This window comes from Novosphingobium sp. Sphag1I (genome assembly GCF_056279125.1).
Map to the genome: position 1 here is coordinate 53,985 of NZ_JBWBQS010000003.1, position 22,344 is coordinate 76,328.

21 protein-coding genes and 1 pseudogene are annotated in these 22,344 nt (G+C 59.9%); 1 reads left to right on the top strand and 21 read right to left on the bottom strand.

What is annotated here, in order from left to right:
* Positions 1-20 precede the first annotated feature (20 nt).
* The 16 genes and pseudogenes from ACZ9HU_RS03910 to ACZ9HU_RS03985 form a co-directional block, all read right to left on the bottom strand.
* Positions 21-731, bottom strand: coding sequence for a biotin--[acetyl-CoA-carboxylase] ligase (locus ACZ9HU_RS03910; protein WP_476102537.1), 711 nt, complete (start codon positions 729-731; stop codon positions 21-23).
* Positions 732-742: 11 nt separating this feature from the next.
* The gene (gene nuoN, locus ACZ9HU_RS03915) at positions 743-2,206 is read right to left on the bottom strand and encodes an NADH-quinone oxidoreductase subunit NuoN (RefSeq protein ID WP_476102539.1); all 1,464 of its coding nucleotides are present in this window, start codon (positions 2,204-2,206) and stop codon (positions 743-745) included.
* Positions 2,206-3,756 (bottom strand): NADH-quinone oxidoreductase subunit M, encoded by a 1,551-nt coding sequence (locus ACZ9HU_RS03920; protein WP_476102541.1) that lies wholly within the window; start codon positions 3,754-3,756, stop codon positions 2,206-2,208. The genes nuoN and ACZ9HU_RS03920 overlap by 1 nt, the downstream gene beginning before the upstream one ends.
* A gap of 28 nt (positions 3,757-3,784) precedes the next feature.
* Positions 3,785-5,830 (bottom strand): NADH-quinone oxidoreductase subunit L, encoded by a 2,046-nt coding sequence (nuoL, locus tag ACZ9HU_RS03925; protein WP_476102543.1) that lies wholly within the window; start codon positions 5,828-5,830, stop codon positions 3,785-3,787.
* A gap of 5 nt (positions 5,831-5,835) precedes the next feature.
* Positions 5,836-6,141, bottom strand: coding sequence for an NADH-quinone oxidoreductase subunit NuoK (nuoK, locus tag ACZ9HU_RS03930; RefSeq protein WP_168602395.1), 306 nt, complete (start codon positions 6,139-6,141; stop codon positions 5,836-5,838).
* Between the two features lie 10 nt (positions 6,142-6,151).
* The gene (locus tag ACZ9HU_RS03935; protein ID WP_476102545.1) at positions 6,152-6,769 is read right to left on the bottom strand and encodes an NADH-quinone oxidoreductase subunit J; all 618 of its coding nucleotides are present in this window, start codon (positions 6,767-6,769) and stop codon (positions 6,152-6,154) included.
* Between the two features lie 21 nt (positions 6,770-6,790).
* On the bottom strand, positions 6,791-7,276 hold the full coding sequence (gene nuoI / locus ACZ9HU_RS03940; protein ID WP_168602393.1) for an NADH-quinone oxidoreductase subunit NuoI: 486 nt from the start codon (positions 7,274-7,276) through the stop codon (positions 6,791-6,793).
* Positions 7,273-8,319, bottom strand: a complete 1,047-nt coding sequence (gene nuoH, locus ACZ9HU_RS03945; protein WP_476102548.1) for an NADH-quinone oxidoreductase subunit NuoH — start codon at positions 8,317-8,319, stop codon at positions 7,273-7,275. The genes nuoI and nuoH overlap by 4 nt, the downstream gene beginning before the upstream one ends.
* Positions 8,316-10,340, bottom strand: coding sequence for an NADH-quinone oxidoreductase subunit NuoG (gene nuoG, locus ACZ9HU_RS03950; RefSeq protein WP_476102550.1), 2,025 nt, complete (start codon positions 10,338-10,340; stop codon positions 8,316-8,318). The genes nuoH and nuoG overlap by 4 nt, the downstream gene beginning before the upstream one ends.
* Positions 10,340-11,635, bottom strand: coding sequence for an NADH-quinone oxidoreductase subunit NuoF (gene nuoF, locus ACZ9HU_RS03955; protein WP_476102552.1), 1,296 nt, complete (start codon positions 11,633-11,635; stop codon positions 10,340-10,342). Before nuoF ends, nuoG begins: the two co-directional genes overlap by 1 nt.
* 3 nt (positions 11,636-11,638) lie before the next feature.
* A complete protein-coding gene (gene nuoE / locus ACZ9HU_RS03960; protein WP_476102554.1) occupies positions 11,639-12,307 on the bottom strand; it encodes an NADH-quinone oxidoreductase subunit NuoE in 669 nt (222 codons plus the stop codon).
* Complete coding sequence (locus ACZ9HU_RS03965) at positions 12,307-12,630, bottom strand: nuclear transport factor 2 family protein (protein WP_476103063.1); 324 nt, start codon at positions 12,628-12,630, stop codon at positions 12,307-12,309. Before ACZ9HU_RS03965 ends, nuoE begins: the two co-directional genes overlap by 1 nt.
* A 35-nt stretch (positions 12,631-12,665) precedes the next feature.
* The gene (locus tag ACZ9HU_RS03970) at positions 12,666-13,880 is read right to left on the bottom strand and encodes an NADH-quinone oxidoreductase subunit D (protein WP_476102556.1); all 1,215 of its coding nucleotides are present in this window, start codon (positions 13,878-13,880) and stop codon (positions 12,666-12,668) included.
* A gap of 11 nt (positions 13,881-13,891) precedes the next feature.
* Positions 13,892-14,503: pseudogene (locus tag ACZ9HU_RS03975) on the bottom strand (NADH-quinone oxidoreductase subunit C); the annotation flags it as partial.
* 11 nt (positions 14,504-14,514) lie between these two features.
* The gene (locus ACZ9HU_RS03980) at positions 14,515-15,069 is read right to left on the bottom strand and encodes a NuoB/complex I 20 kDa subunit family protein (RefSeq protein WP_168602386.1); all 555 of its coding nucleotides are present in this window, start codon (positions 15,067-15,069) and stop codon (positions 14,515-14,517) included.
* Positions 15,066-15,452, bottom strand: a complete 387-nt coding sequence (locus tag ACZ9HU_RS03985; protein ID WP_168602385.1) for an NADH-quinone oxidoreductase subunit A — start codon at positions 15,450-15,452, stop codon at positions 15,066-15,068. Before ACZ9HU_RS03985 ends, ACZ9HU_RS03980 begins: the two co-directional genes overlap by 4 nt.
* 308 nt (positions 15,453-15,760) lie before the next feature.
* Here ACZ9HU_RS03985 and ACZ9HU_RS03990 point away from each other — a divergent pair, with 308 nt between their 5' ends.
* The gene (locus tag ACZ9HU_RS03990; RefSeq protein ID WP_476102560.1) at positions 15,761-16,954 is read left to right on the top strand and encodes a thiolase family protein; all 1,194 of its coding nucleotides are present in this window, start codon (positions 15,761-15,763) and stop codon (positions 16,952-16,954) included.
* Between the two features lie 83 nt (positions 16,955-17,037).
* Here the strand turns inward: ACZ9HU_RS03990 and ACZ9HU_RS03995 are convergent, their stop codons facing one another.
* The 5 genes from ACZ9HU_RS03995 to ACZ9HU_RS04015 form a co-directional block, all read right to left on the bottom strand.
* A complete protein-coding gene (locus ACZ9HU_RS03995) occupies positions 17,038-17,532 on the bottom strand; it encodes an SH3 domain-containing protein (protein ID WP_476102562.1) in 495 nt (164 codons plus the stop codon).
* Between the two features lie 175 nt (positions 17,533-17,707).
* The gene (locus tag ACZ9HU_RS04000; protein WP_476102564.1) at positions 17,708-19,114 is read right to left on the bottom strand and encodes an NAD(P)H-dependent flavin oxidoreductase; all 1,407 of its coding nucleotides are present in this window, start codon (positions 19,112-19,114) and stop codon (positions 17,708-17,710) included.
* A 183-nt stretch (positions 19,115-19,297) separates the two neighbouring features.
* Positions 19,298-20,200 carry a class A beta-lactamase gene (gene bla, locus ACZ9HU_RS04005; protein ID WP_476102566.1) on the bottom strand — a complete coding sequence of 301 codons (903 nt, stop codon included), beginning with the start codon at positions 20,198-20,200 and terminating at the stop codon, positions 19,298-19,300.
* The gene (gene prfB, locus ACZ9HU_RS04010) at positions 20,200-21,327 is read right to left on the bottom strand and encodes a peptide chain release factor 2 (RefSeq protein WP_476102568.1); all 1,128 of its coding nucleotides are present in this window, start codon (positions 21,325-21,327) and stop codon (positions 20,200-20,202) included. The genes bla and prfB overlap by 1 nt, the downstream gene beginning before the upstream one ends.
* A 398-nt stretch (positions 21,328-21,725) precedes the next feature.
* Complete coding sequence (locus ACZ9HU_RS04015; RefSeq protein WP_476102570.1) at positions 21,726-22,286, bottom strand: peroxiredoxin; 561 nt, start codon at positions 22,284-22,286, stop codon at positions 21,726-21,728.
* Between the last annotated feature and the right edge of the window lie 58 nt (positions 22,287-22,344).

Sequence of the window (22,344 nt, forward strand, 5' to 3'; positions counted from 1 at the left end):
CTCTCTCCGCTTGTTATATTTCAGGCGAGTTCGACATCGCCTGCATGAATGACCCGGACCGTGCCGTTGGAAAGCCGAAGCTGCAAGGCCCCGTCGTCACGCAGCCCCGAAAATTGCCCGGCGATGGCCTGCCCCATGGAATCGCGCACCACCAGAGGCGTGCCCAAAGGATGCGCCGTAGCCTGCCACCTTTGGACCAGAGCCGATAGGCCAAACTGGCGCCAGTGGTTCAATTCCTCGGCAAATCGCGAAGAAAGAGCCAAGGCAAAACCGTCTCGATCCGGCGCTGGTCCAAAGTCGCTGAGAGCCACCGTAGCGCGATCCGCCAATTGGGGCGCCGACGCAAGATTGACCCCGACCCCGACTATCACGCATCCCGCCACCGCTTCGAGCAGAATACCAGCCACCTTCCCCGGCCCGATCAACACGTCATTGGGCCATTTCAACAAGGCCACACGTGGGGGTGGAACAAGATCAGCGACGCAGGCCTGAACGGCAAGGCCTGCCACCAGCGCGAGGCTGGGAGCAGGCGGCTGATGCGGATCGATCCGCACCACAGTCGAGCCCATGAAATTGCCAAGACCATCATTCCAGACCCGACCCAAACGGCCACGTCCGGCATTCTGGCGATCGGCAACCAACCATTGCCCTTCAACCACCGGCTCGCCCGAAGTCAGCCTTTTAGCAAGGTCTGCATTGGTCGAGCCGGTCAGGCCGATAACTTCAATCAAAGCACAGCTTCTCAGGCCGCATGGAACAGAGCCGCTGCGGCCTGACGGGCAATGCCGCCCAGCCAACCCGTGAAGAGATAGCCCACGGGCGAGATCACGATGGCGCTGCCATAGAGCAGAACCGCGTGAACGCCGTCCATCGAGCCTACCACCTTGTCGGCGGGTTCATCGAAGTAGAGCGTCTTGACGACCTTGAGGTAGTAGAACGCGCCGATCACCGAAGCGGCGATACCAACCGTGGCGAGCGGGATCATGCCGGCGGCCACAGCCGACTGGAAGACCACAAACTTGCCCCAGAAACCGAACAGCGGCGGAATACCGGCAAGGCTGAACATCACCATGGCCAGAACGAAGGCCAGACCCGGCTTGCTGCGCGACAGACCCGCAAGGTCTGCAATCGCTTCAACCGGCTTGCCTTCAGCATCACGCAGCGAAAGGATCGCCACGAAACCCGCCACCGACATGGCAACGTAGATCGCCAGATAGACCAGCATCGAGGACGCGCCGCCCGGCGTGGCGGCTGCCAGACCGATCAGCATGAAGCCGACGTTGTTGATCGAGGAATAGGCCATCAGGCGCTTGATGTTGCCCTGACCGATAGCGCCAAGGGCGCCCACGACGATCGAGAGCAGCGAAATGGCGACAACGATCTGCTGCCATGCGGCGGCCTGCATGCCAAAGGCAAACAGCGTGACACGCATGGTCAGAGCCAGAGCCGCGACCTTGGGAGCCGTGGCGAAGAAGGTGGTTACCGGGGTCGGCGCGCCTTCATAAACGTCGGGCGTCCACATGTGGAACGGCACAGCGCTGATCTTGAACGACAGACCGACAAGGATGAACACCAGACCGAACAGCGAACCGGTCGACATCTTGCCCACCAGCGCGGTGTGGATGGCGTCAAAGCTCGTGCTGCCCGCAAAGCCATAGGTCAGGCTGATGCCGAAGAGCAGGATGCCCGAAGCCAACGAACCCAGCACGAAGTACTTGAGGCCCGCTTCCGGCGAACGGTCATCTGTGCGCAGCATGGCCGCCAGCACATAAGCCGCCAGCGAGTTCATTTCGAGACCGACATAGAGCGTGAGCATGTCGGTCGCCGAAACCATCAGCCCCATGCCCAGTGCAGCAAACAGCGCCAACACCGGATATTCAGCGCGATAGCCGCCCTGACGTTCAAAGAAGCCGGGCGCAACCAGAAGCGATGCACCAGCAGCGCCATAAATCAGCAGCTTGGCGAAAGCCGAGAAGCTGTCTGCCGAATACTGACCAAAGAAAGCCGAAGCCTCTGCGCCCATGACGCCGCCGCAAAGCGCCGGAGCCGCCAGCACACCAGCCACCGCCAAAGCGGCAACAGCAAGCCATGTCACCAGGCGGGCGGATTTGTCACCCGCCCACGCGCAGACCAGCAAGAGCACCAGCCCGGATACGCTGAGGAATTCCTCACCAGCTACCAGGCGAAGGGAAGTTGCCCAGTCCATTACTTTTCACTCCCTTCGCCGGCATGTTCGGCGTTTTCATGATGTTCATCACCAGCCACCGGATGACCCGGCGTCACCTGCGCATCACCGGCCGGACGGGCCGCGGCAAGGCGGGCATCCAGATGGGCAATGTCGGCACGGATCGGCGCGATGAAGCTTTCCGGATAGATGCCCATCCACAGCGTCGCGATCACCAGCGGCGTGAGCAGCAGATATTCGCGAACCGTCAGGTCGGGCATAGCGGCGGCATCGGCATTCTTCTGCTCACCAAAAGCCACACGGCGATAGAGGTAGAGCATATAGGCAGCGCCCAGAATGATGCCCGTACCCGCGATCAGCGCGGTCCAGCTCGACGCCTTGTAAATGCCCTGAAGCGACAGGAATTCACCCACGAAGTTGGCCGTCGCGGGCAGACCCACCGAAGCCATCGTGAAGAACATGAAGAACAGCGCATAATAGGGCATGTTGATCGCAAGCCCGCCGTAACGGTTGATTTCGCGAGTGTGAAGACGGTCATAGATCACGCCGACGCAAAGGAACAGCGCGCCGGAAACCAGACCGTGGGCCAGCATGACAATCATCGAACCTTCAAGGCCCTGACGATTGAAAGCGAACAGGCCCAAGGTCACAATCGCCATATGGGCAACCGACGAGTAGGCGATCAGCTTCTTCATGTCCGACTGAACCAGCGCGACCAGCGAGGTGTACACCACCGCCACGATCGAGAGGCCCCATACCAGCGGCGCGAAATAGGCGCTGGCTTCGGGGAAGAAGGGCAGGCTGAAGCGGATGAAGCCATAACCACCCATCTTGAGCAGCACGCCCGCCAGAATAACCGAACCAGCGGTCGGCGCCTGAACGTGCGCGTCGGGCAGCCAGGTGTGAACCGGCCACATCGGCATCTTGACCGCAAACGAGGCGAAGAAGGCCAGCCACAGCAGATACTGAGCCTGAACCGGGAAGTTATACTCCATCAGCGTCGGAATATAGGTCGTGCCCGTCAGGTTCACGATCCACAGCATGGCGATCAGCATCAGCACCGAGCCAAGCAGCGTATAGAGGAAGAACTTGTAGCTGGCGTAAATACGATCCACGCCGCCCCAGATGCCGATGATCAGATACATCGGGATCAGGCCTGCCTCGAACAGGATGTAGAAAAGGAACAGATCCTGTGCCGCAAAAACGCCGATCATCAGCGTTTCCATGAACAGGAAGGCCGCCATATATTCCGGCACGCGCTTCTCGATCGCTTCCCAGCTGGCGCCGATGCAGATCGGCATGAGGAAGGTCGAGAGGACGATCAGAACAAGAGCGATGCCGTCAATGCCAAGCGACCAGCTGAAACCGCTGAACACTTCGGCATGTTCGACAAATTGCCACTGCGGGCCGCCAATCTGGTAATTGGCCCAAAGATCGAGGCCAAGGGCCAGATCGATCAAAGTCGCCACCAACGCGATGGTGCGCGCGGCGCCAGCTGAGGCGAACAAAGCCGCCACAGCCGCTACCGCTGGCACCGCCAGCATCAGCGAAAGGATGGGAAAACCGGTCATTGCCATAAAACCTTTTCGCTGCCCGCCTTTATCGAGTGAGAACCCAGCTGACCGCAGCCACCAGGCCGATCAGCATCCACAGCGCATAGCTGGTGAGCAGACCAGATTGGAGACGACGGGCCAGACCCGTGCCCTGAACCACAACCCAGGCCGCGCCATTGGGGCCAAAGCGGTCGATGAAGCCGACATCGCCAGCCTTCCAGAAGATCCGACCCAGCGCAAAGGCAGGACGGACGAACAGGAAGTTGTAGAGTTCGTCAAAGAACCACTTGTTGTAAACGAAGGTGTGGATCGGCTTGATCGCGCGGACGAAGGCCGCGGGGAAGCCGGGGTTGATGATGTAAGCGTAGATCGCGCCCAGCAGGCCGGTCACCATCACGCCGAACGGAGCCCATTTCACCCACACAGGCACTTCATGCATGTGGTGGATCAGGTGTTCGGAGAACACGAGGCTGCCCTTCCAGAACTCACCCTCACCTTCAGAGATGAAGGCATGGCTGAAGACGAAGCCGGCAAATACCGCGCCGATGCTCAGGATGATGAGCGGCAGCAGCATGACCAGCGGGCTTTCGTGCGGGTGATAACCAGCGGTGCCATCGTCGTCATGCGCGTGGTGATGGTCATGAGCATGATCGTGGCCATGGCCGTGATCGTCGTGACCATGCGCGTCATGAACGGCATGCTGGATGTGTTCCGACTGCGACCAGCGAGCCTTGCCGAAGAAGGTCAGGAACACCAAACGCCACGAGTAGAACGAGGTCAGAAGAGCCGCAACGATGCCCATGAAGAAGGCAAAGTGTCCAACGCCAGTGCCAGTGCCATAGGCCGCTTCAAGGATCGAGTCCTTTGAATAGAAGCCTGCAAAACCGAAGACGTCGACGATACCCACGCCGGTGATCGCCAGCGTGCCGGCCATCATCGCCCAATAGGTGAGCGGGATCTTCTTACGCAGCGCACCGTAATAGCGCATGTCCTGCTCGTGATGCATCGCATGGATCACCGAACCGGCGCCAAGGAACAGCAGAGCCTTGAAGAAAGCGTGCGTGAACAGGTGGAACATGGCCGCACCGAAAGCGCCCGAACCAGCCGCAAAGAACATATAGCCCAGCTGCGAACAGGTCGAATAGGCGATCACGCGCTTGATGTCCCACTGCGTCGTGCCGATGGTGGCGGCAAAGAAGCAGGTGGCAGCGCCGACGATGGTGACAAAGGTCATCGCATCGGGGCTGGCCGAGAACAGCGGCGAAAGGCGGCAGGTCATGAAGACGCCAGCGGTCACCATGGTGGCCGCGTGGATCAGCGCCGACACAGGCGTCGGGCCTTCCATCGCGTCCGGCAACCAGGTGTGCAGACCAAGCTGGGCCGATTTACCCATCGCGCCGATGAACAGCAGGATCGACAGGATCGTCAACGTATCAAAGCGATAGCCGAGGAAGCCGATGGTGCTGCCGACATGGTTGGGGACATTGGCGAGGATTTCGGGGATCGACACCGTGCCGAACACCAGAAACACGCCGAAGATGCCCAGCATGAAGCCAAGGTCGCCCACGCGGTTGACCACGAAAGCCTTGATCGCGGCCGCGCCGGCCGAAGGCTTGCGGAACCAGAAACCGATCAGCAGGTACGAAGCCAGACCCACGCCTTCCCAGCCGAAGAACATCTGAACCAGATTGTTCGCGGTCACCAGCATGAGCATGGCGAAGGTGAAGAGCGAGAGATAGGAGAAGAAGCGCGGCTGATCCGGCTCTTCGTCCATATAGCCCCAGCTATAGAGGTGAACCAGAGCCGAAACGCTGGTGATCACGACAAGCATGACCGCCGTCAGCGTATCGACGCGCAGTTCCCAGTCAAAGCTGAGATCACCCGACTGCACCCACTTGAGCACGGGAACAACGGTGGGTTCGGCGCTTCCTGTCAGGAAGCTGATGAAGATCGGCCACGACAGGGCGCAGGCTGCCAGCAGCCCGCCCGTCGTCACCACCTTGGCCGGGAACTTGCCCAGCGCCTTGTTGCCAAGCCCGGCAATCGCCGAGGCCAGCAACGGCAGAAAAACAATGAAGAGGATCGAATGCACAGGTCTTACCCCTTCATCCGGTTGGCGTCGTCCACCGCAATCGTACCGCGGCTGCGGAAGTAGATCACGAGGATGGCCAGGCCCACGGCTGCTTCACCTGCGGCCACGGTCAACACGAACATCGCGAAGATCTGACCGGCCAGGTCATGCAGGAAGGCGCTGAAGGCCACGAGGTTGATGTTCACCGAGAGCAGAATGAGCTCGATGGCCATCAACACGATGATGATGTTCTTGCGGTTGAGCACGATGCCCAGCACGCCCAGCCCGAAGAGGATCGAGCTGACAACGATATAATGTTCGATACCGATCATGGCCGCCCCCTTACAGCTTCACGCCGCCGCCCACTTCGGGACGGGTGTTGATGGTGGCATCTTCAGGACGGCGCTTGACCTGTTCCGAGATGTTCTGCGGACGCACATCGCTGCGCTGACGGTGGGTAAGTACAATGGCGCCGATCATGGCAACCAGCAGCACAACCCCGGCCGCTTCGAACAGGAACAGGTAGTGGCCGTAAAGGACCGCACCGATCGCCTGAATATTAGGCACATTGGCCAGCGGCGCCGTCGCCGCATCGGGCGTGCCCAGCACAAGGCCACCAGCCGAATGAGCGCCCAGACCGAAAAGCAGTTCGGCCAGCAGGATGCCGGCAATCGCCAGACCCAGCGGGAAGTTCTTCACAAAACCGGCCCGCAGCGTGGCAAAGTCGATGTCGAGCATCATCACCACGAACAGGAACAGCACCGCAACCGCGCCGACATAGACGATGACCAGAAGCATCGCGATGAATTCGGCGCCGATCAGGATCATCAGACCGGCCGCGTTGAAGAAGGCCAAAATCAGCCAGAGCACGGAATGCACGGGATTGCGCGCCGTGATCACCATCACGGCCGACGCGATCACCAGCGCGGCGAACAGATAAAAGGCAAGCGTTTGGATCATCTCTTGTCTCCGGCCCGCGCCTTAACGGTAGGGCGCGTCGGCTTCAAGGTTCGCGGCGATAGCACGCTCCCACTTGTCCCCGTTCGCCAACAGCTTGTTCTTGTCATAGAGCAGTTCGGCACGCGTTTCTGTCGCGTATTCGAAATTCGGCCCCTCGACGATGGCATCGACCGGGCAAGCTTCCTGGCAGAAGCCGCAGAAGATGCACTTGGTCATGTCGATGTCGTAACGCGTCGTGCGGCGGCTGCCGTCATCGCGCGGTTCGGCCTCGATCGTGATCGCCTGCGCGGGGCAGATCGCCTCGCACAATTTGCACGCGATGCAGCGCTCTTCCCCATTGGGATAACGACGCAACGCATGTTCACCGCGAAAACGGGGCGAAAGCGGGTTCTTCTCATAGGGATAGTTGATGGTCGCCTTTTCCTTGAAGAAATACTTCAAGGTCAAGGCGTGTGCCTTCACAAACTCCCAGAGGGTAAAACTCTTGATGAGATGGGCGACGCTCATGCAAAATGTCCCGTAGCCATGAGGTAACCGCTGACGAGGAAAACGAACAGCAGCGAGAGCGGCAGGAAGATTTTCCAGCCCAGACGCATCAGCTGGTCATAGCGATAGCGCGGCACGGTGGCCTTCACCCAGCTGAACACAAAGAAGAAGAAGAAGATCTTGAGCAGCAGCCAGATCACGCCCGGCACGGCATAAAGCGCCGGAATATCCAGCGGCGGCAGATAACCGCCGCAAAACAGCGTGGCATTAAGCGCGCACATCAAGAGCACGTTGCCATATTCGCCGAGCCAGAACAGCGCGAAAGCCATCGAGGAATATTCGGTCTGATAACCGGCGACCAGTTCCGACTCTGCTTCGCAAAGGTCGAACGGAGCGCGCTGCGTTTCGGCCATGCCTGAAATCAGGAACAGCACCCACATCGGGAACAGCAAGGGATTGAAACCGAAGCCGTTCAGAATGCCAAACACATGGCCCTTCTGCGCCGAAACGATCGTGCCCAAATTGAACGAACCCGCCCACAGCACAACACAGATCAGAATGAAGCCGATCGAGACTTCATAGGAGATCATCTGTGCCGAAGCGCGCATCGCCGAAAAGAACGGATACTTCGAGTTCGAAGCCCAACCGGCCATGATCGTACCGTAAACGCCCAGCGACGAAATCGCCAGAACATAGAGCAGGCCAACGTTGATGTCGGCTAGGATCGCGCCCGAATTGAACGGGATCACCGCCCAAGCCAGCAGCGTGACGGTGAACGTCACCACCGGGCCGATCAGGAAGATGCCCTTGTTTGCAGCGGTCGGAACGATGGTTTCCTGAAGGAAAACCTTCAAACCGTCGGCAAACGACTGCAGCAGACCCAGCGGACCAACAACGTTCGGGCCGCGACGCAGCGCCATGGCTGCCCAGATCTTGCGGTCGACATAGATGATCATCGCGACGCTGAGCATCAGCGGCAGCGCGATCAACAGGATCCCCGCAATGGTGGAAATCAGCCATGCCGCTTCAAACGGCAGGCCAAGCGATTGGAAGAAGGCGGTCATTCCGCAGCCTCCGCTTGGGGTTGCGACCCGTTCAGCAATTCTGCCGAGCACTTGGCAAGCGTTTCACTTGCCCGTGCAATCGGGTTGGTCAGATAGAAATCCTTGATCGGATAGGCGATTTCGCCAGCAGCCGAACCCGAAACACCGGCAGGCAGCGGGCCAAATTCGACCAAACCACCATCAACCGTAAGCGCCGGATATTCGACAAACAGCGCCGAACGCAATTCGTCAAAGCTGTCAAAGCCGACATTGACGTTCAGAACCTGAGCCATGGCGCGCAGGATCGCCCAGTCTTCACGAGCATCACCCGGAGCGAACACAGCCTTTTCGGCAAATTGCACGCGACCTTCGGTGTTGACGTAAATACCCGCCTTTTCGGTGAAGGCCGAAGCCGGCAGGATCACGTCAGCGGCATGCGCGCCCTTGTCGCCATGATGGCCGACATAGACGATCATGCTGTCGGCGAATTTGGTGTAATCCACCTCATCCGCGCCCAGCGAAAGCAGCAGCTTGGGCTTGGCAGCGGCGACATCGTTGATACCGCCCTTCTGTGCATAACCCAGCATCAAGCCGCCCATGCGCGACGCGGCCATGTGCAGAACGTTGAAGCCGTTCCACACCGAACCGTCTTCGAGCGTGCGAACCAGACCGAGCTGCTCGCTGATCGACAGGCCCGCTTCCAGCGCACCCTTGGCCAGCCCTGCCCCGCCGATGATCAGCGCGGGGCGCTTGGCGCCCTGCAAAGCCGACCAGACATGCGCGGGCAGATTGTTCAGGATCGCAGCGTCCGAACCCAGGAATTCGGCCGGATAGGTCGTATTCCATTCGGGGCCGATGATGAACACCTTGGCGCCATGCTTTACCGCTTTACGCAGACGGGCATTCAGAACGGCCGCTTCCCAACGAACGTGGCTGCCCACGATCAGGATGGCGTCTGCCGTTTCAATGCCGCCAATGGTGCTGTTGAAATTGACCGCAGCCAAGTTCGAGCAATCATAGGCCAGACCCGTCTGGCGCCCTTCGAGCACCGACGAACCAAGGCCCGCCAGCAGCTTCTTGGCCGCAAACATCGTTTCAACGTCAACCAGATCGCCCGCCACCGCAGCAATCGAATTGCCCGGAGCAATCTTGGCGACAGCGGCCAGCGCTTCATCCCAAGACACGGCCTTGAGCTTGCCATCGAGACGGATGAACGGACGGTCAAGACGGCGCTTGGACAGGCCATCGACCATATAGCGGCCCTTGTCGGACAACCATTCCTCGTTCACGTCGTCATTGACGCGCGGCAGGATGCGCATGGCTTCGCGACCACGCGCGTCGACACGAATGTTCGAGCCAATCGCGTCCGAAACGTCGATTGAGATCGTCTTCTTCAATTCCCAAGGACGGGCTTCGAACGCGTAAGGACGCGAAGTCAGAGCGCCGACCGGGCACAGATCGATCACATTGGCCGACAGTTCGTGCGTCGAGGCCTTTTCCAGATAGGTGCTGATCTGCATGTTCTCGCCGCGATACAACGCGCCGATTTCATCCACACCCGCGATTTCCTCGCTGAAACGGACGCAGCGCGTGCATTGGATGCAGCGTGTCATCACCGTCTTGATCAGCGGGCCCATATACTTCTCGGTCACCGCGCGCTTGTGCTCATGGTAACGCGAAGAACCGCGGCCATAGGCCACGCTCTGGTCCTGAAGGTCGCATTCGCCGCCCTGATCGCAGATCGGGCAATCAAGCGGGTGGTTGATGAGGAGAAACTCCATCACCCCTTCACGCGCCTTCTTGACCATCTCGCTGTCGGTGCGGATTTCCTGACCTTCGGCGGCCGGAAGCGCGCAGGAAGCCTGCGGCTTGGGCGGCCCGGGCTTCACCTCGACCAGGCACATGCGGCAATTTCCCGCAATGCTCAGACGCTCGTGATAACAGAAGCGCGGAATTTCCTTCCCCGCCATTTCGCAGGCTTGCAGAACAGTGGCGCCGGCCGGCACCTCCAGTTCCACGCCGTCAACTTTGACCTTAGGCATTACTCAGCGGCCTCCCGCAGCGCACCGCCCTTTTCGGCAATGCGACGCTCAATTTCGGGGCGGAAATGACGGATCAGGCCCTGAATCGGCCAAGCCGCCGCGTCACCCAATGCGCAGATCGTGTGACCTTCAACCTGCTTGGTAACGTTCCAGAGCATGTCGATTTCCTGCACATCGGCATCGCCCTTGCGCAGACGCTCCATCACGCGCCACATCCAGCCGGTGCCTTCGCGGCACGGCGTGCACTGGCCGCAGCTTTCGTGCTTGTAGAAGTACGAAAGGCGGCTGATCGCGCGCACGATGTCGGTCGACTTGTCCATGACGATGACCGCCGCCGTGCCCAGACCCGAACCGACCGCACGCAGACCGTCAAAGTCCATCGGCGCGTCCCAGATCTGCTCGGCAGGCACCAGCGGCACCGACGAACCGCCGGGGATGACCGCCAGCAGATTGTCCTTGCCGCCACGAATGCCGCCGCAATGCTTCTCGATCAGCTCGCTGAACGGGATCGACATTTCTTCTTCGACCACGCAAGGCTTGTTCACATGGCCCGAGATCTGAAAGAGCTTGGTGCCCTTGTTGTTCTCACGCCCGAACGAAGCGAACCAGCCCGCGCCGCGACGCAGGATGGTGGGAGCAACCGCGATCGATTCGACATTGTTCACCGTGGTCGGGCAGCCATAAAGGCCGGCACCGGCGGGGAAAGGAGGCTTCAGACGGGGCTGGCCCTTCTTGCCTTCGATCGATTCGATCATCGCGGTTTCTTCGCCGCAGATATAGGCGCCCGCGCCGCGATGGACGAAGACGTCGAAATCATAGCCCGAACCGCTGGCGTTCTTGCCCACCAGCCCGGCGTCATAGGCTTCGGCAACAGCGGCAAACAGCGTTTCGGCTTCGCGGATATATTCGCCGCGAATATAGATGTAGGCCGCACGGGCCCCCATCGCGAAACCGGCCACCAGCGCGCCTTCGATCAGCTTGTGCGGATCGTGGCGGATGATTTCGCGGTCCTTGCACGAACCGGGTTCGGATTCGTCGGCGTTGATGACCAGAAAGCTGGGACGACCGTCCTTGCTTTCCTTGGGCATGAAGGACCACTTCATGCCGGTGGGGAAACCCGCACCGCCACGACCGCGAAGGCCCGAATCCTTGATTTCCTGGATAATCGCGTCGCGGCCCTTTTCGAGCAGCGCCTTGGTGTTGTCCCAATCACCACGCGCACGAGCCGCGCTCAGGTTCCACGGCTGAAAACCGTAGAGATTGGTAAAGATGCGATCCTTGTCAGCGAGTGCCATGTCTTACCACTCCCCGCGATAATCGTGATTTTCGTTGGCCATGGCGGTCAACGAAGAAAGCGCACCGGCCGGTTCAACCGTGTGACGACCCGGTTCCTGCGTGCCCGTCTTGGGGCTTTCACCGCGCGCCAGAGCATCCAGAATGCCCTCGAAACGTTCAGCGGTCAGGTCTTCGTAATTGTCGTCATTGATCTGCACCATCGGCGCCGACGAGCAATTGCCCATGCATTCGACTTCGGTGAAGGTCCAGAGACCATCTTCCGAAACGCCGCCGGTGGGCATCTTCTTGGCCTTGCAGACCGAGATCAGATCGTCCGAGCCACGCAGCATACACGGCGTGGTGCCGCAAACCTGCACATGGAACTTTCCGACCGGAACCAGATTATACATGGTATAGAAGGTGGCGACCTCGACCACGCGGATGATCGGCATGTCGAGATATTTCGCGACATATTCCATCACCGGGATCGGCAACCAGCCCTGCGTGCCGGTTTCCGCGCCCACCTGACGCTGCGCCAGATCGAGCAGCGGCATCGAGGCCGAACGCTGACGCCCTTCGGGGTAACGCGCGACGATTTCCTTGGCCTTGGCCGCATTGGCCTCGGTCCACGCGAAATTGCCCCAACGCGCGCGCAGCTCGGGGCTATCGGGATAGATATGACGATCAGCCATTAGCGGATGAACTCCACGCGAGAGCATTTATCGCCCTCGAACGAATAGACGGCGATGACTTCGAACGGATCAACCAGTTCCGAACCATCGCTGGCCGGGCCGCGCGTGACATATTCGCGGAACAGCACATAATTGCCGATGGCCTGCTTTTCGCGGATCTCGGCATGGTTTTCCGGCCACTTGGCGAAAGCGGCGGCCAGACCCGTGCGGGTGCCTTCCTTGCCTTCACGCACCACAGCGCCGCGATAACCCGCTTCGCAGGCATCGTCGGTCATATAGGACACGTAAAGATCGGCATCCTGCGCGTTATAGGCCGCGATCATCGCCTCGGCGGTTGCCAGATGATTGCTGCTCTGGCTCACCGGTCGCACTCCCCGAACACGATATCCATCGCGCCAAGGATGGCGGTGATATCGGGCAGCATGTGGCCCTTGGTCATGAAGTCCATCGCCTGAAGATGGCTGAACGCCGTCGGGCGGATCTTGCAGCGATAGGGCTTGTTCGAGCCGTCCGACACCAGATAGACGCCGAATTCGCCCTTGGGGCTTTCGGTCGCCACATAGACTTCGCCCGCCGGAACGTGGAAGCCTTCGGTGTAAAGCTTAAAGTGATGGATCAGGCTTTCCATGTCCTGCTTCATCTCGGCGCGCTTGGGCGGGGCCACCTTGCGGTCGCTGCTCAGCACCGGACCGGCAGGCATTTTTTCGATGCACTGGCGGATGATAAGAGCCGACTGGCGGACTTCTTCGACGCGGACCATGAAGCGATCATAGCAGTCGCCGCGGGTGCCCACGGGCACTTCGAAATCGACCTGATCATAGGCATCATAGGGCTGCGACTTGCGCAAATCCCAGGGAATGCCGCTGCCGCGGATCATCGGGCCGGAAAAGCCCCATGCCAGCGCGTCTTCCTTGGTCACCGTCGCGATATCGACGTTGCGCTGCTTGAAGATGCGGTTGTCGCACACAAGGCTCATCGCGTCTTCGAACAGTTCGGGCAGACGCTTGTCGAGCCAGACGCTGATGTCGTCGATCAGCTTCTGCGGCACGTCCTGATGGACGCCGCCGGGGCGGAACCATGCCGAGTGCATACGGGCACCCGAAGCGCGCTCGAAGAAGTTCAAGCAATCTTCGCGAATTTCGAACAGCCACAGGTTCGGAGTCATCGCCCCCACGTCCATGACGTGCGAACCGATGTTGAGCATGTGGTTGCAGATACGCGTGATTTCCGCAAACATCGTGCGCAGCCACTTGGCGCGCTCGGGCACTTCCAAATTCAGCAGCTTTTCCACCGCCAGAACATAGGAATGCTCCATGCCGAGCGGCGAACAATAGTCCAGCCGGTCGAAATAGGGCAGCGCCTGCAGATAGGTCTTGTATTCGATCAGCTTTTCGGTGCCGCGATGCAGCAGGCCGATATGCGGATCGATACGCGTGACAATTTCACCGTCCAGTTCAGTGACCATGCGCAACACGCCGTGGGCGGCGGGGTGCTGAGGTCCGAAGTTGATGGTGTAATTGGTGATGATTTCATCGCCGGTGGTCGGCGATTCTTCAAGAATCAGACCGCTCATTTGCCTTCCCCAGCTTTCTCGTCGCCCGGAAGGACGTAATCCGAACCTTCCCACGGCGAGGTGAAGTCGAACTGACGCAGATCCTGGGCCAGACGGACCGGCTCATAAACCACGCGCTTTTCTTCGTTCGAATAGCGCAGTTCCTGATAGCCTGTCAGCGGGAAATCCTTGCGGAAAGGATGCCCTTCAAAGCCATAGTCGGTCAGAATGCGGCGCAGGTCCGCATTGCCGGCAAAGACCACGCCGTAAAGGTCGAACACTTCGCGTTCCAACCAGCCGGCCACCGGCCAGAGCGTCGTGACGGTGGGAACCGGCGCGACTTCATCCGTGGTGGTCTTGACCAGAATGCGATGATTCTTCGTCACCGAGAGCAGCATGTAGACGACTTCAAACCGCTCATCGCGGTTGGGATAGTCGGCACCGGCAATTTCCATCAACTGCTGGTATTCATGCTCATCGCGAAGGATCTTGAGCGCGTCCTCAACGTGGTTGCGGCCCACGGTAATGACGATTTCGCCATGCTCTTCCTTGGACGCAACGACGCGGTGGGCAAGAGCGCCCACCAGCGTGTCGAGTACGCCTTCGTTCGAGCTCCACTTGGGGGCGGAATGCAGAACAGCCATTCGTCCCTCCCTCAACGCTCGATGGTGCCGACGCGGCGGATCTTCCGCTGCAACTGCATGATGCCATAGAGCAAGGCTTCCGCGGTCGGCGGGCAGCCGGGAACATAAATGTCGACCGGAACGATGCGGTCACAACCGCGAACCACCGAATAGGAATAGTGGTAGTAACCACCGCCATTCGCACACGACCCCATCGAGATCACGTACTTCGGGTTCGACATCTGGTCATAGACCTTGCGCAGCGCCGGGGCCATCTTGTTGCACAACGTGCCGGCCACGATCATCACGTCCGACTGACGCGGGGATGCACGCGGAGCAGCACCAAAGCGCTCCATGTCATATCGCGGCATATTGACGTGGATCATTTCCACAGCACAGCAAGCCAGGCCAAAGGTCATCCACCACAGCGAGCCGGTACGCGCCCACTGAAAGAGTTCCTCGGTGCTGGTTACCAGAAAACCCTTGTCGGACACTTCGTTCGACAGGTCGTTAAAGAAACCCTGATCGGGGGCGACCAACTTGCCGTTGGCCGCCATGATCGGTTCAAAGGAGGGATTTGTACTCATTCCCAGTCCAACGCTCCCTTCTTCCACGCATAGGCAAAGCCGATCACGAGTTCGGCAAGAAACACCATCATCGTCAACCAGCCAGCCCAGCCGGTTTCCTTCAGGCTGACGGCCCAGGGAAACAGGAAAGCTGCTTCGAGATCGAAGATGATGAAGAGGATCGCCACGAGATAGAAACGCACGTCAAACTGACTGCGCGGTTCTTCAAAGGCGGGGAAACCGCATTCATATTCCGAAAGCTTGTCAGCATCCGGTTTGTACGAGCCCGTAAGGCGCGACACAAGAATGGGCAAAATGACGAAGGCCGAAGACAAACCAAGCGCGATCCCGAGAAAGATCAGGATGGGAAGGTAGTTCGACAGGTAGTGCGACAGGTCGATCAAGAGCTGACTCGCAGATAAAGTTGAGCTTTGGCGGCCCTAGTACCCCTTTCCGGGGTGCGCAAGCCTCCTAACGTCTCAAACTGTGCAGGAGCGAAAAGAACCTGCCCAAATATCTGCAAGTGCTTCGCAATAGCGCAAATAATGCGTATTTGCACGCCGATTCTTCATCCACTTATCCTGATTGCCTTTGCTGCTGTGCGGCACTATCTCAAAGAGGCAAGGCGTCATCGCGCCTTCATTGAAGGACGCTAAGCCCGTCTTTCCGCATCAGGCGCACTCGCGCTGCTACACCGGAGGGTCCTAGTTACATGGCACAGATTTCCGCTGCTGATCCGATTGTCATTCTTTCTTATGCCCGCACCCCCATGGGCGCGATGCAGGGCAGTCTCTCCGAAGTGTCCGCGACCGAGCTTGGCGCCACCGCCGTCAAGGCCGCTGTTGAACGCGCAGGTATTGCGGGCGAAGACATCGAACGGGCCTATATGGGCTGCGTCCTTCCCGCTGGTCTGGGTCAGGCCCCTGCCCGTCAGGCCGTGATCAAGGCGGGCCTGCCCAAGTCGGTTCAGGCCACCACCGTCAACAAGGTTTGCGGTTCGGGCATGCAGACGGTCATCATGGCCTCCGAAGCTCTGGCCGCAGGCAGCGTCGATTTCGTGATCGCGGGCGGCATGGAAAGCATGACCAACGCCCCCTATCTGCTGAAAAAGCATCGCTCGGGCGCGCGCATCGGTCATGACACGGCTTATGACCACATGTTCCTCGACGGTTTGGAAGACGCCTATGAAGGCGCCGCCATGGGCAGCTTTGCGCAGGTCACCGCCAATGATTACGGCCTGACACGCGAAGGCATGGACGCCTATTCGATCGAATCGCTGGCCCGCGCCAAGGCCGCGGTGGCCGAAGGCCGCTTTGTCGACGAAATCGCACCCGTGACGATCAAGACCCGTGCGGGCGAAGTCGTCGTGGACACCGACGAAGCCCCCGCCAAGGGCCGCCCCGACAAAATCCCCGCCCTCAAGCCTGCCTTTGCCAAGGACGGCACGATCACGGCGGCCTCCTCTTCGTCGATTTCTGACGGCGCGGCCGCGATGGTCCTGACCCGTCAGAGCACTGCCGAGGCCAAGGGTGCCAAGCCCGTCGCCATCGTCAAGGCCGTGGCCGCCCACGCCCATGATCCCAAGCTGTTCACGACCGCCCCGGTCGGCGCCATTCAAAAGGCGCTGGACAAGGCTGGCTGGACCGTGGCCGATGTGGACCTGTTCGAAGTCAACGAAGCCTTTGCCTGCGTCGCCATGTTCGCGATCCATGACCTTGGCCTCGATCACGCCAAGGTCAACGTCAATGGCGGCGCAACCGCGCTGGGCCACCCGATCGGCTGCTCGGGCGCGCGCATTCTCGTCACGCTGATCGCGGCGCTCAAGGCTCGCGGGCTGAAGAAAGGCGTTGCTGCGCTCTGCATCGGCGGCGGCGAAGGCACGGCGGTTGCGGTAGAACTGGTGTAAGCCTTTCTAACCAAGCCTAAAAACAGGAAACGCCCCGACCTCACGGTTGGGGCGTTTCTTTGCATCTGGACAGCTTCAACCTGTTACGGTTTTCCTGCGCCCCAAAGACGTCCTTCCGGCACGAAACCGACATGACGGTCAATGTCCATCTGGCACCATCCATCCTTGCAAGGCCCCAGACGACCGACCAAACCCGGCGCCAGCTTCCACAGCAATTGCGCGTCCGCGCCCGGCCCTGCACGCATTTCCACGGGCCCCTTGCCGCGAATCAGCGCTGTCGGCGTTTTGTTCAGAAAGCGCATCATCATCCAGCCGCGCGAACCATCCGGATCCTCGACCAGATACCATCCCTGATAAAGGCGCAGCACCTTGATTGGCAAAAACTGGCGACGATAGATGAAACGGATGGCATAATCTTCGCCCGGCCCGGTGCGCATATTCACAACAGGATCGCGCAACGAACGCCACGCGGGAAATTGCGGCGTTTCGGCACCCACAGGGCCGCCCCACGCCCCAGCAATTACCAGACCCGCCAATGCAACAGCGCGCCCGAACCTATTCCAGAATTTATGCAACATGGTTCTTCTATAGTACCCTTGCGCCACATGCGGCAAGCCGGGGCACACTCTATACGCCGCAAAGCCGGGTTGGCACCAACAGATCTGGTTTACGCGCCATAAAGCAAAAGCCCGATCACGCAGCGGCATGATCGGGCTTTCCATTTCTTCGAAAAGGGGTTCCCCCTCTCCCGAATCAATCGCCGGTCAGGATGCGATCCACCAATTGCTTCACCGTCGGGGTGAAATTGTTCGAATAGAACGGGTCCTGCTTGAACCGATAAGCCGCATGGCCCGCAAACATCAGATTTTCATTGATGTCGCCACCATGGGCGATGTTCTGCAGGCTCTTTTGAATGCAGAAGCTGCGCGGGTCGGCCATGCGCCCCGTCGTCCAGTCATCATGGTCCTTCCAGCTGGAAAAACCGCAATGCGAAAGACAGCCCATGCAATCGGCCTGATCCTTGCGGATTTCCTGACGCTCGGCCGGCGTCACGAAAATCACCGTGTCATCCGGCGTGCGTAATGCTTCGACAAAGCCCTCGTTCACCCACTGATGCGCACGGGCGCGATCGCAAGGCGTGACCCAGAAGTTCTTGCCCTTGACGCCAACGTCAAGTTGCACCGTATGATCGCCCGCTTCCACCTTGGAATAGGGGATCTGGCGGTCGCTGCGCGCGACAAGGCTCATCAGGAACGGATTCTTGACCGCCGAGGAATAGAAGCCGGTCGGCGAGAATTTGTGCAACAGCACGTCGCCCGGTTCCAGCGTGCGCAGATGATCCTTCCACGCCTGCGGGATCGGGCTTTCCTCGGTCAGCAACGGACGCGTGCCGAATTGGAAAACAATCGCGCCCAGTTCGGGATTATCGATCCAGTTTTCCCACTCGCGCAGGAACCAGACGCCGCCCGCCATCACGATGGGGACGCTGTCAGAGACGCCCTCGGCGCGCATGGTTTCGCGAAGTTGCTTAACGCGGGGATAAGGATCCTGCGGCTTGGTCGGGTCTTCGGCGTTCGACAGGCCGTTGTGTCCACCGGCCAGCCACGGGTCTTCATAGACCACCGCCGCCATCAGTTCGGCAACCTTGTGATAGGCCCGCTTCCACAGTGCGCGGAAAGCGCGCCCCGACGACACGATCGGCAGGTAATGCACGTTAAAACGCGCCGCGATTTCCGACAGCTTGTACGGCATCCCCGCGCCGCAGGTCACGCCCGTCACCAGCCCCTTGGTGCGTTCGAGCACGCCTTCGAGAACCTGCTGTGCGCCGCCCATTTCCCACAGCACATTGATGTTGATCGCGCCCCGACCCGATGCAATATCATAGGCCCGCTTAACCTGTTCCACTGCGCCATCAATGGCATAGCGGATCAGTTCCTCATGGCGCCCCTGACGGGTCAGCTCATGATAGACCTGCGGAATGATCTTGCCTTCGGGGTCATAGCTGTCGGCGTTAACGGCGCTGACCGTGCCGATGCCGCCGGCCGCCGCCCATGCGCCCGAACTGGCATGGTTGGTCGCCGCCACACCCTTGCCGCCTTCTACCAGCGGCCAAACCTCACGACCACCATAAAGGATCGGCTGCAAACCCTTGAAACCCATTGCCGTATACTTTCACCACAAACCCCGACACACCGCAGAAAAGGAAGCACCCTCCCCCCCTTTGTCTGCGGCCCCGGAACATCCGATCGGGGCTGACCGGATGTTCCAAATGTTCAAATACTGTTCATAAACTTTTCGGGCCATCATGCGACTAAAATCAACATAGGCCCTACGCATTCTGCCTCATTTTCCTTGCGACACAATGGTATGTGCAACGTTAGCCAATATGGCCTCGGCATGCGAATCTCCATTGGGCGTCGGCTTTTCCGGCCGATAGAAAGCCGCGATGGCCAATGCGCCCCGACCTTTCGGTTCCGCCCAAAGCAAATCGACATAACAACCCGGAACATCATCAGGCAGGCCCGTACCCGTCTTGTCGCCAGCCCACCAATCAACAGGTAATCCGGCGCGAAGCCGTTTCAACCCGGTATCCGTATCATGCATCCATTGTTTCAACAGGCCACGCGAGTTCGCCCCCATCACCCCGCGCCGGTTCATCAACGCAACGACATTGCCTGCCATGGCGCGCGGACTGGTCGTGTTGCGCAAGGTCCCGGGCGGCACGCGGTTGAGCGCGGTTTCATAATCATCCAACCGACTGACCCGATCACCCAGCGCGCGCCAGAAGGCCGTCACTTTTTGCGGCCCGCCCAGACGGCGGAGCAGCAGGTTGGTTGCGCCATTGTCGGAAAACTTCTGCGCAGCTTCCGCCAGTTCCCCCAACGACAATTGCCCCTCGCTCAGATGCGCCTCAAGCGCGGGCGAGTGAGGCAGCAGATCCTTTGGCCCAAAGGCAAGTTTTTCGCCCAAGCGCCAATGGCCCGTTTCTGCGCCCTTTAATATCAGAGCGGCAAGGCTCAGCTTGAAAGAGGAGCAAAAGGAAAAGCGTTCATCAGCCCGCCAGGCGATGGCCGGACGGTCCGCAAACCACGCATAGACGCCCAAACGCCCGCCATGCTCCTGTTCAAGCTCAATCAAAGACCAATGCGGCGGGGGCATGACAACTGCCCCTGCCCGCGCCGCGCCCAACAGACCGCTGACCAGAGCGCCACCCATAAAATGCCGGCGCCCCAGCACAGGGAACATCAGTCCACGTCCTCGACATTGACCTTTTCGCCCGTCACGCGCTGCGACAGAGCGGCCGCCATGAAGGCGTCCACATCACCGTCCAGCACATCGGCAGGCGTCGGGCTGGTCAGGCCGGTGCGCAGATCCTTGACCATCTGATAGGGCTGGAGAACATAGGAGCGGATCTGATGGCCCCAGCCGATGTCGCTCTTGGAAGCGTGTTCGGCATTGGCCGCTTCTTCGCGGCGCTGCATTTCGGCCTCGTACAAACGCGCCTTCAGCATGTTCATCGCGGTTTCGCGGTTCTTGTGCTGACTGCGGTCGATCTGGCTGGCCACGATGATGCCGCTTGGCACGTGGGTGATTCGCACCGCCGAGTCGGTCGTGTTCACGTGCTGCCCGCCTGCGCCCGATGCGCGGTAGGTGTCGATCTTCAGATCCGCCGGATTGATCTCGATCGTAAAGCTGTCGTCGATCACCGGATAGACCCAGACCGAGCTGAACGAGGTATGGCGACGTGCGCTGCTGTCATAGGGGCTGATGCGGACCAGGCGGTGGACGCCGCTCTCGGTCTTGGCATAGCCATAGGCGTTCTCGCCCTTGCACAGGATGGTCGCGCTCTTGATGCCCGCCGTTTCGCCCGCCTGAAACTCGATCAGATCGACCTTGAAGCCCCGCTTTTCGGCCCAACGCGTGTACATGCGCAAAAGCATCGAGGCCCAGTCCTGAGATTCGGTGCCGCCAGCGCCCGCGTGGATTTCGATATAGGTGTCCATGCCGTCGGCTTCACCGGCCAACAGCGCCTGCACCTTGTCGCGATCCGCGCGTTCGGCCAAAGCCGCCAGAGTCGAGAGACCTTCCTGAACGGTGGCCTCATCATCCTCCATCTCGCCCAGTTCAATGAACTCGATGGCATCCTTCATCTCGGCCGAAATCTGATTCACGGCGCCGATGGAAGCCTCCAGACGGCGCCGTTCCTTCATCACCTTTTCGGCTTCCTTGGGATTGTCCCAAAGTTTCGGGTCCTCGACGCGCGCGTTCAACTCGTCAAAGCGGCGCAGCGCACGCTCCCAGTCGAGAAACTTGCGCACCAGCGCCAGCGCTGCATCGATCCGGTCAATATGGGCCTGCCCTTCGGCACGCATCGTCAATACCCTTAGCTTATGTCCAAACCACGGCGCGTTAGCCGGATTGGGGCGAAAGTAAAGGGAAAGCGTCAGTCGCCCCTTGCGATATTCAACGCATTTGCGCCGCGCGCCACGGTTGCCTGCCAAGGCGCGAACACTGGGATGTCAAATCTTGACCGACACCACCATGGGGGCCAGCATCAGCAAGGAAATCGCCGCGGCCCGCAAGGTCAGGTTGCTTAAAACGGAATGCATCATGGCCTGCTCCATCGCCGATTGGCATTATCATCGCGCATCATTGAAAAGACGCGATTCCCTGATGCCTGACGACGGGCCGTTCGCCCATTTGCACCTTGCAACGGTCCCAATTCGGGAAAGCCGGACAGGCAGATGTTAAACCCGCCCGGCCCCAACCATCAGCGCTTGGCTGCCAGCCCCTGAACCGTGGCCAGCGTCTTGGACACGTGATCCTTGTAATCCATGTCGGTGAAGGACAGCTTGATCTTGCCATCCTTGCCGATGACATAGGACGTGCGCTTCGTGATCGTCGCGTTCAGATCGGGACGGGTCAGCAGAACGTCATAATTCTTGATGATCGCCGCGTCCGCAATCGCCACCGGGAATTTGTCGCGGCATTCCATCGTCGAGAATTTTTCAAGCGTGGGCAGATCATCCGCCGACATGCCGATCACCATCGCGCCGGCCTTGGCGAAATCATCGGTCGCCTCGGCAAAGGCATGGGCTTCCAAAGTGCAACCTTTGGTAAAAGCCTTGGGATAGAAATAGACGACCACCGGCCCCTTCTTCAGCGCCTTTTTAAGGTCGAAGGTAAAGGGCTTCCCTGCCTTCGCTCCCTGCGTGACAAAGGCAGGCGCCGCAGCACCCACCGCCAGTTCGGCATGGGCCGGGGTGGACAACAAAGCGCCGACGGCAAGAGCGGCAAGCGCAGGGGCGAACAGGTTACGCAGGTTGGTCATGGCGCGACAGAATGTCGCACACGCTCCACCCTGTCCAGCAATCTGAACCGGCCGATAC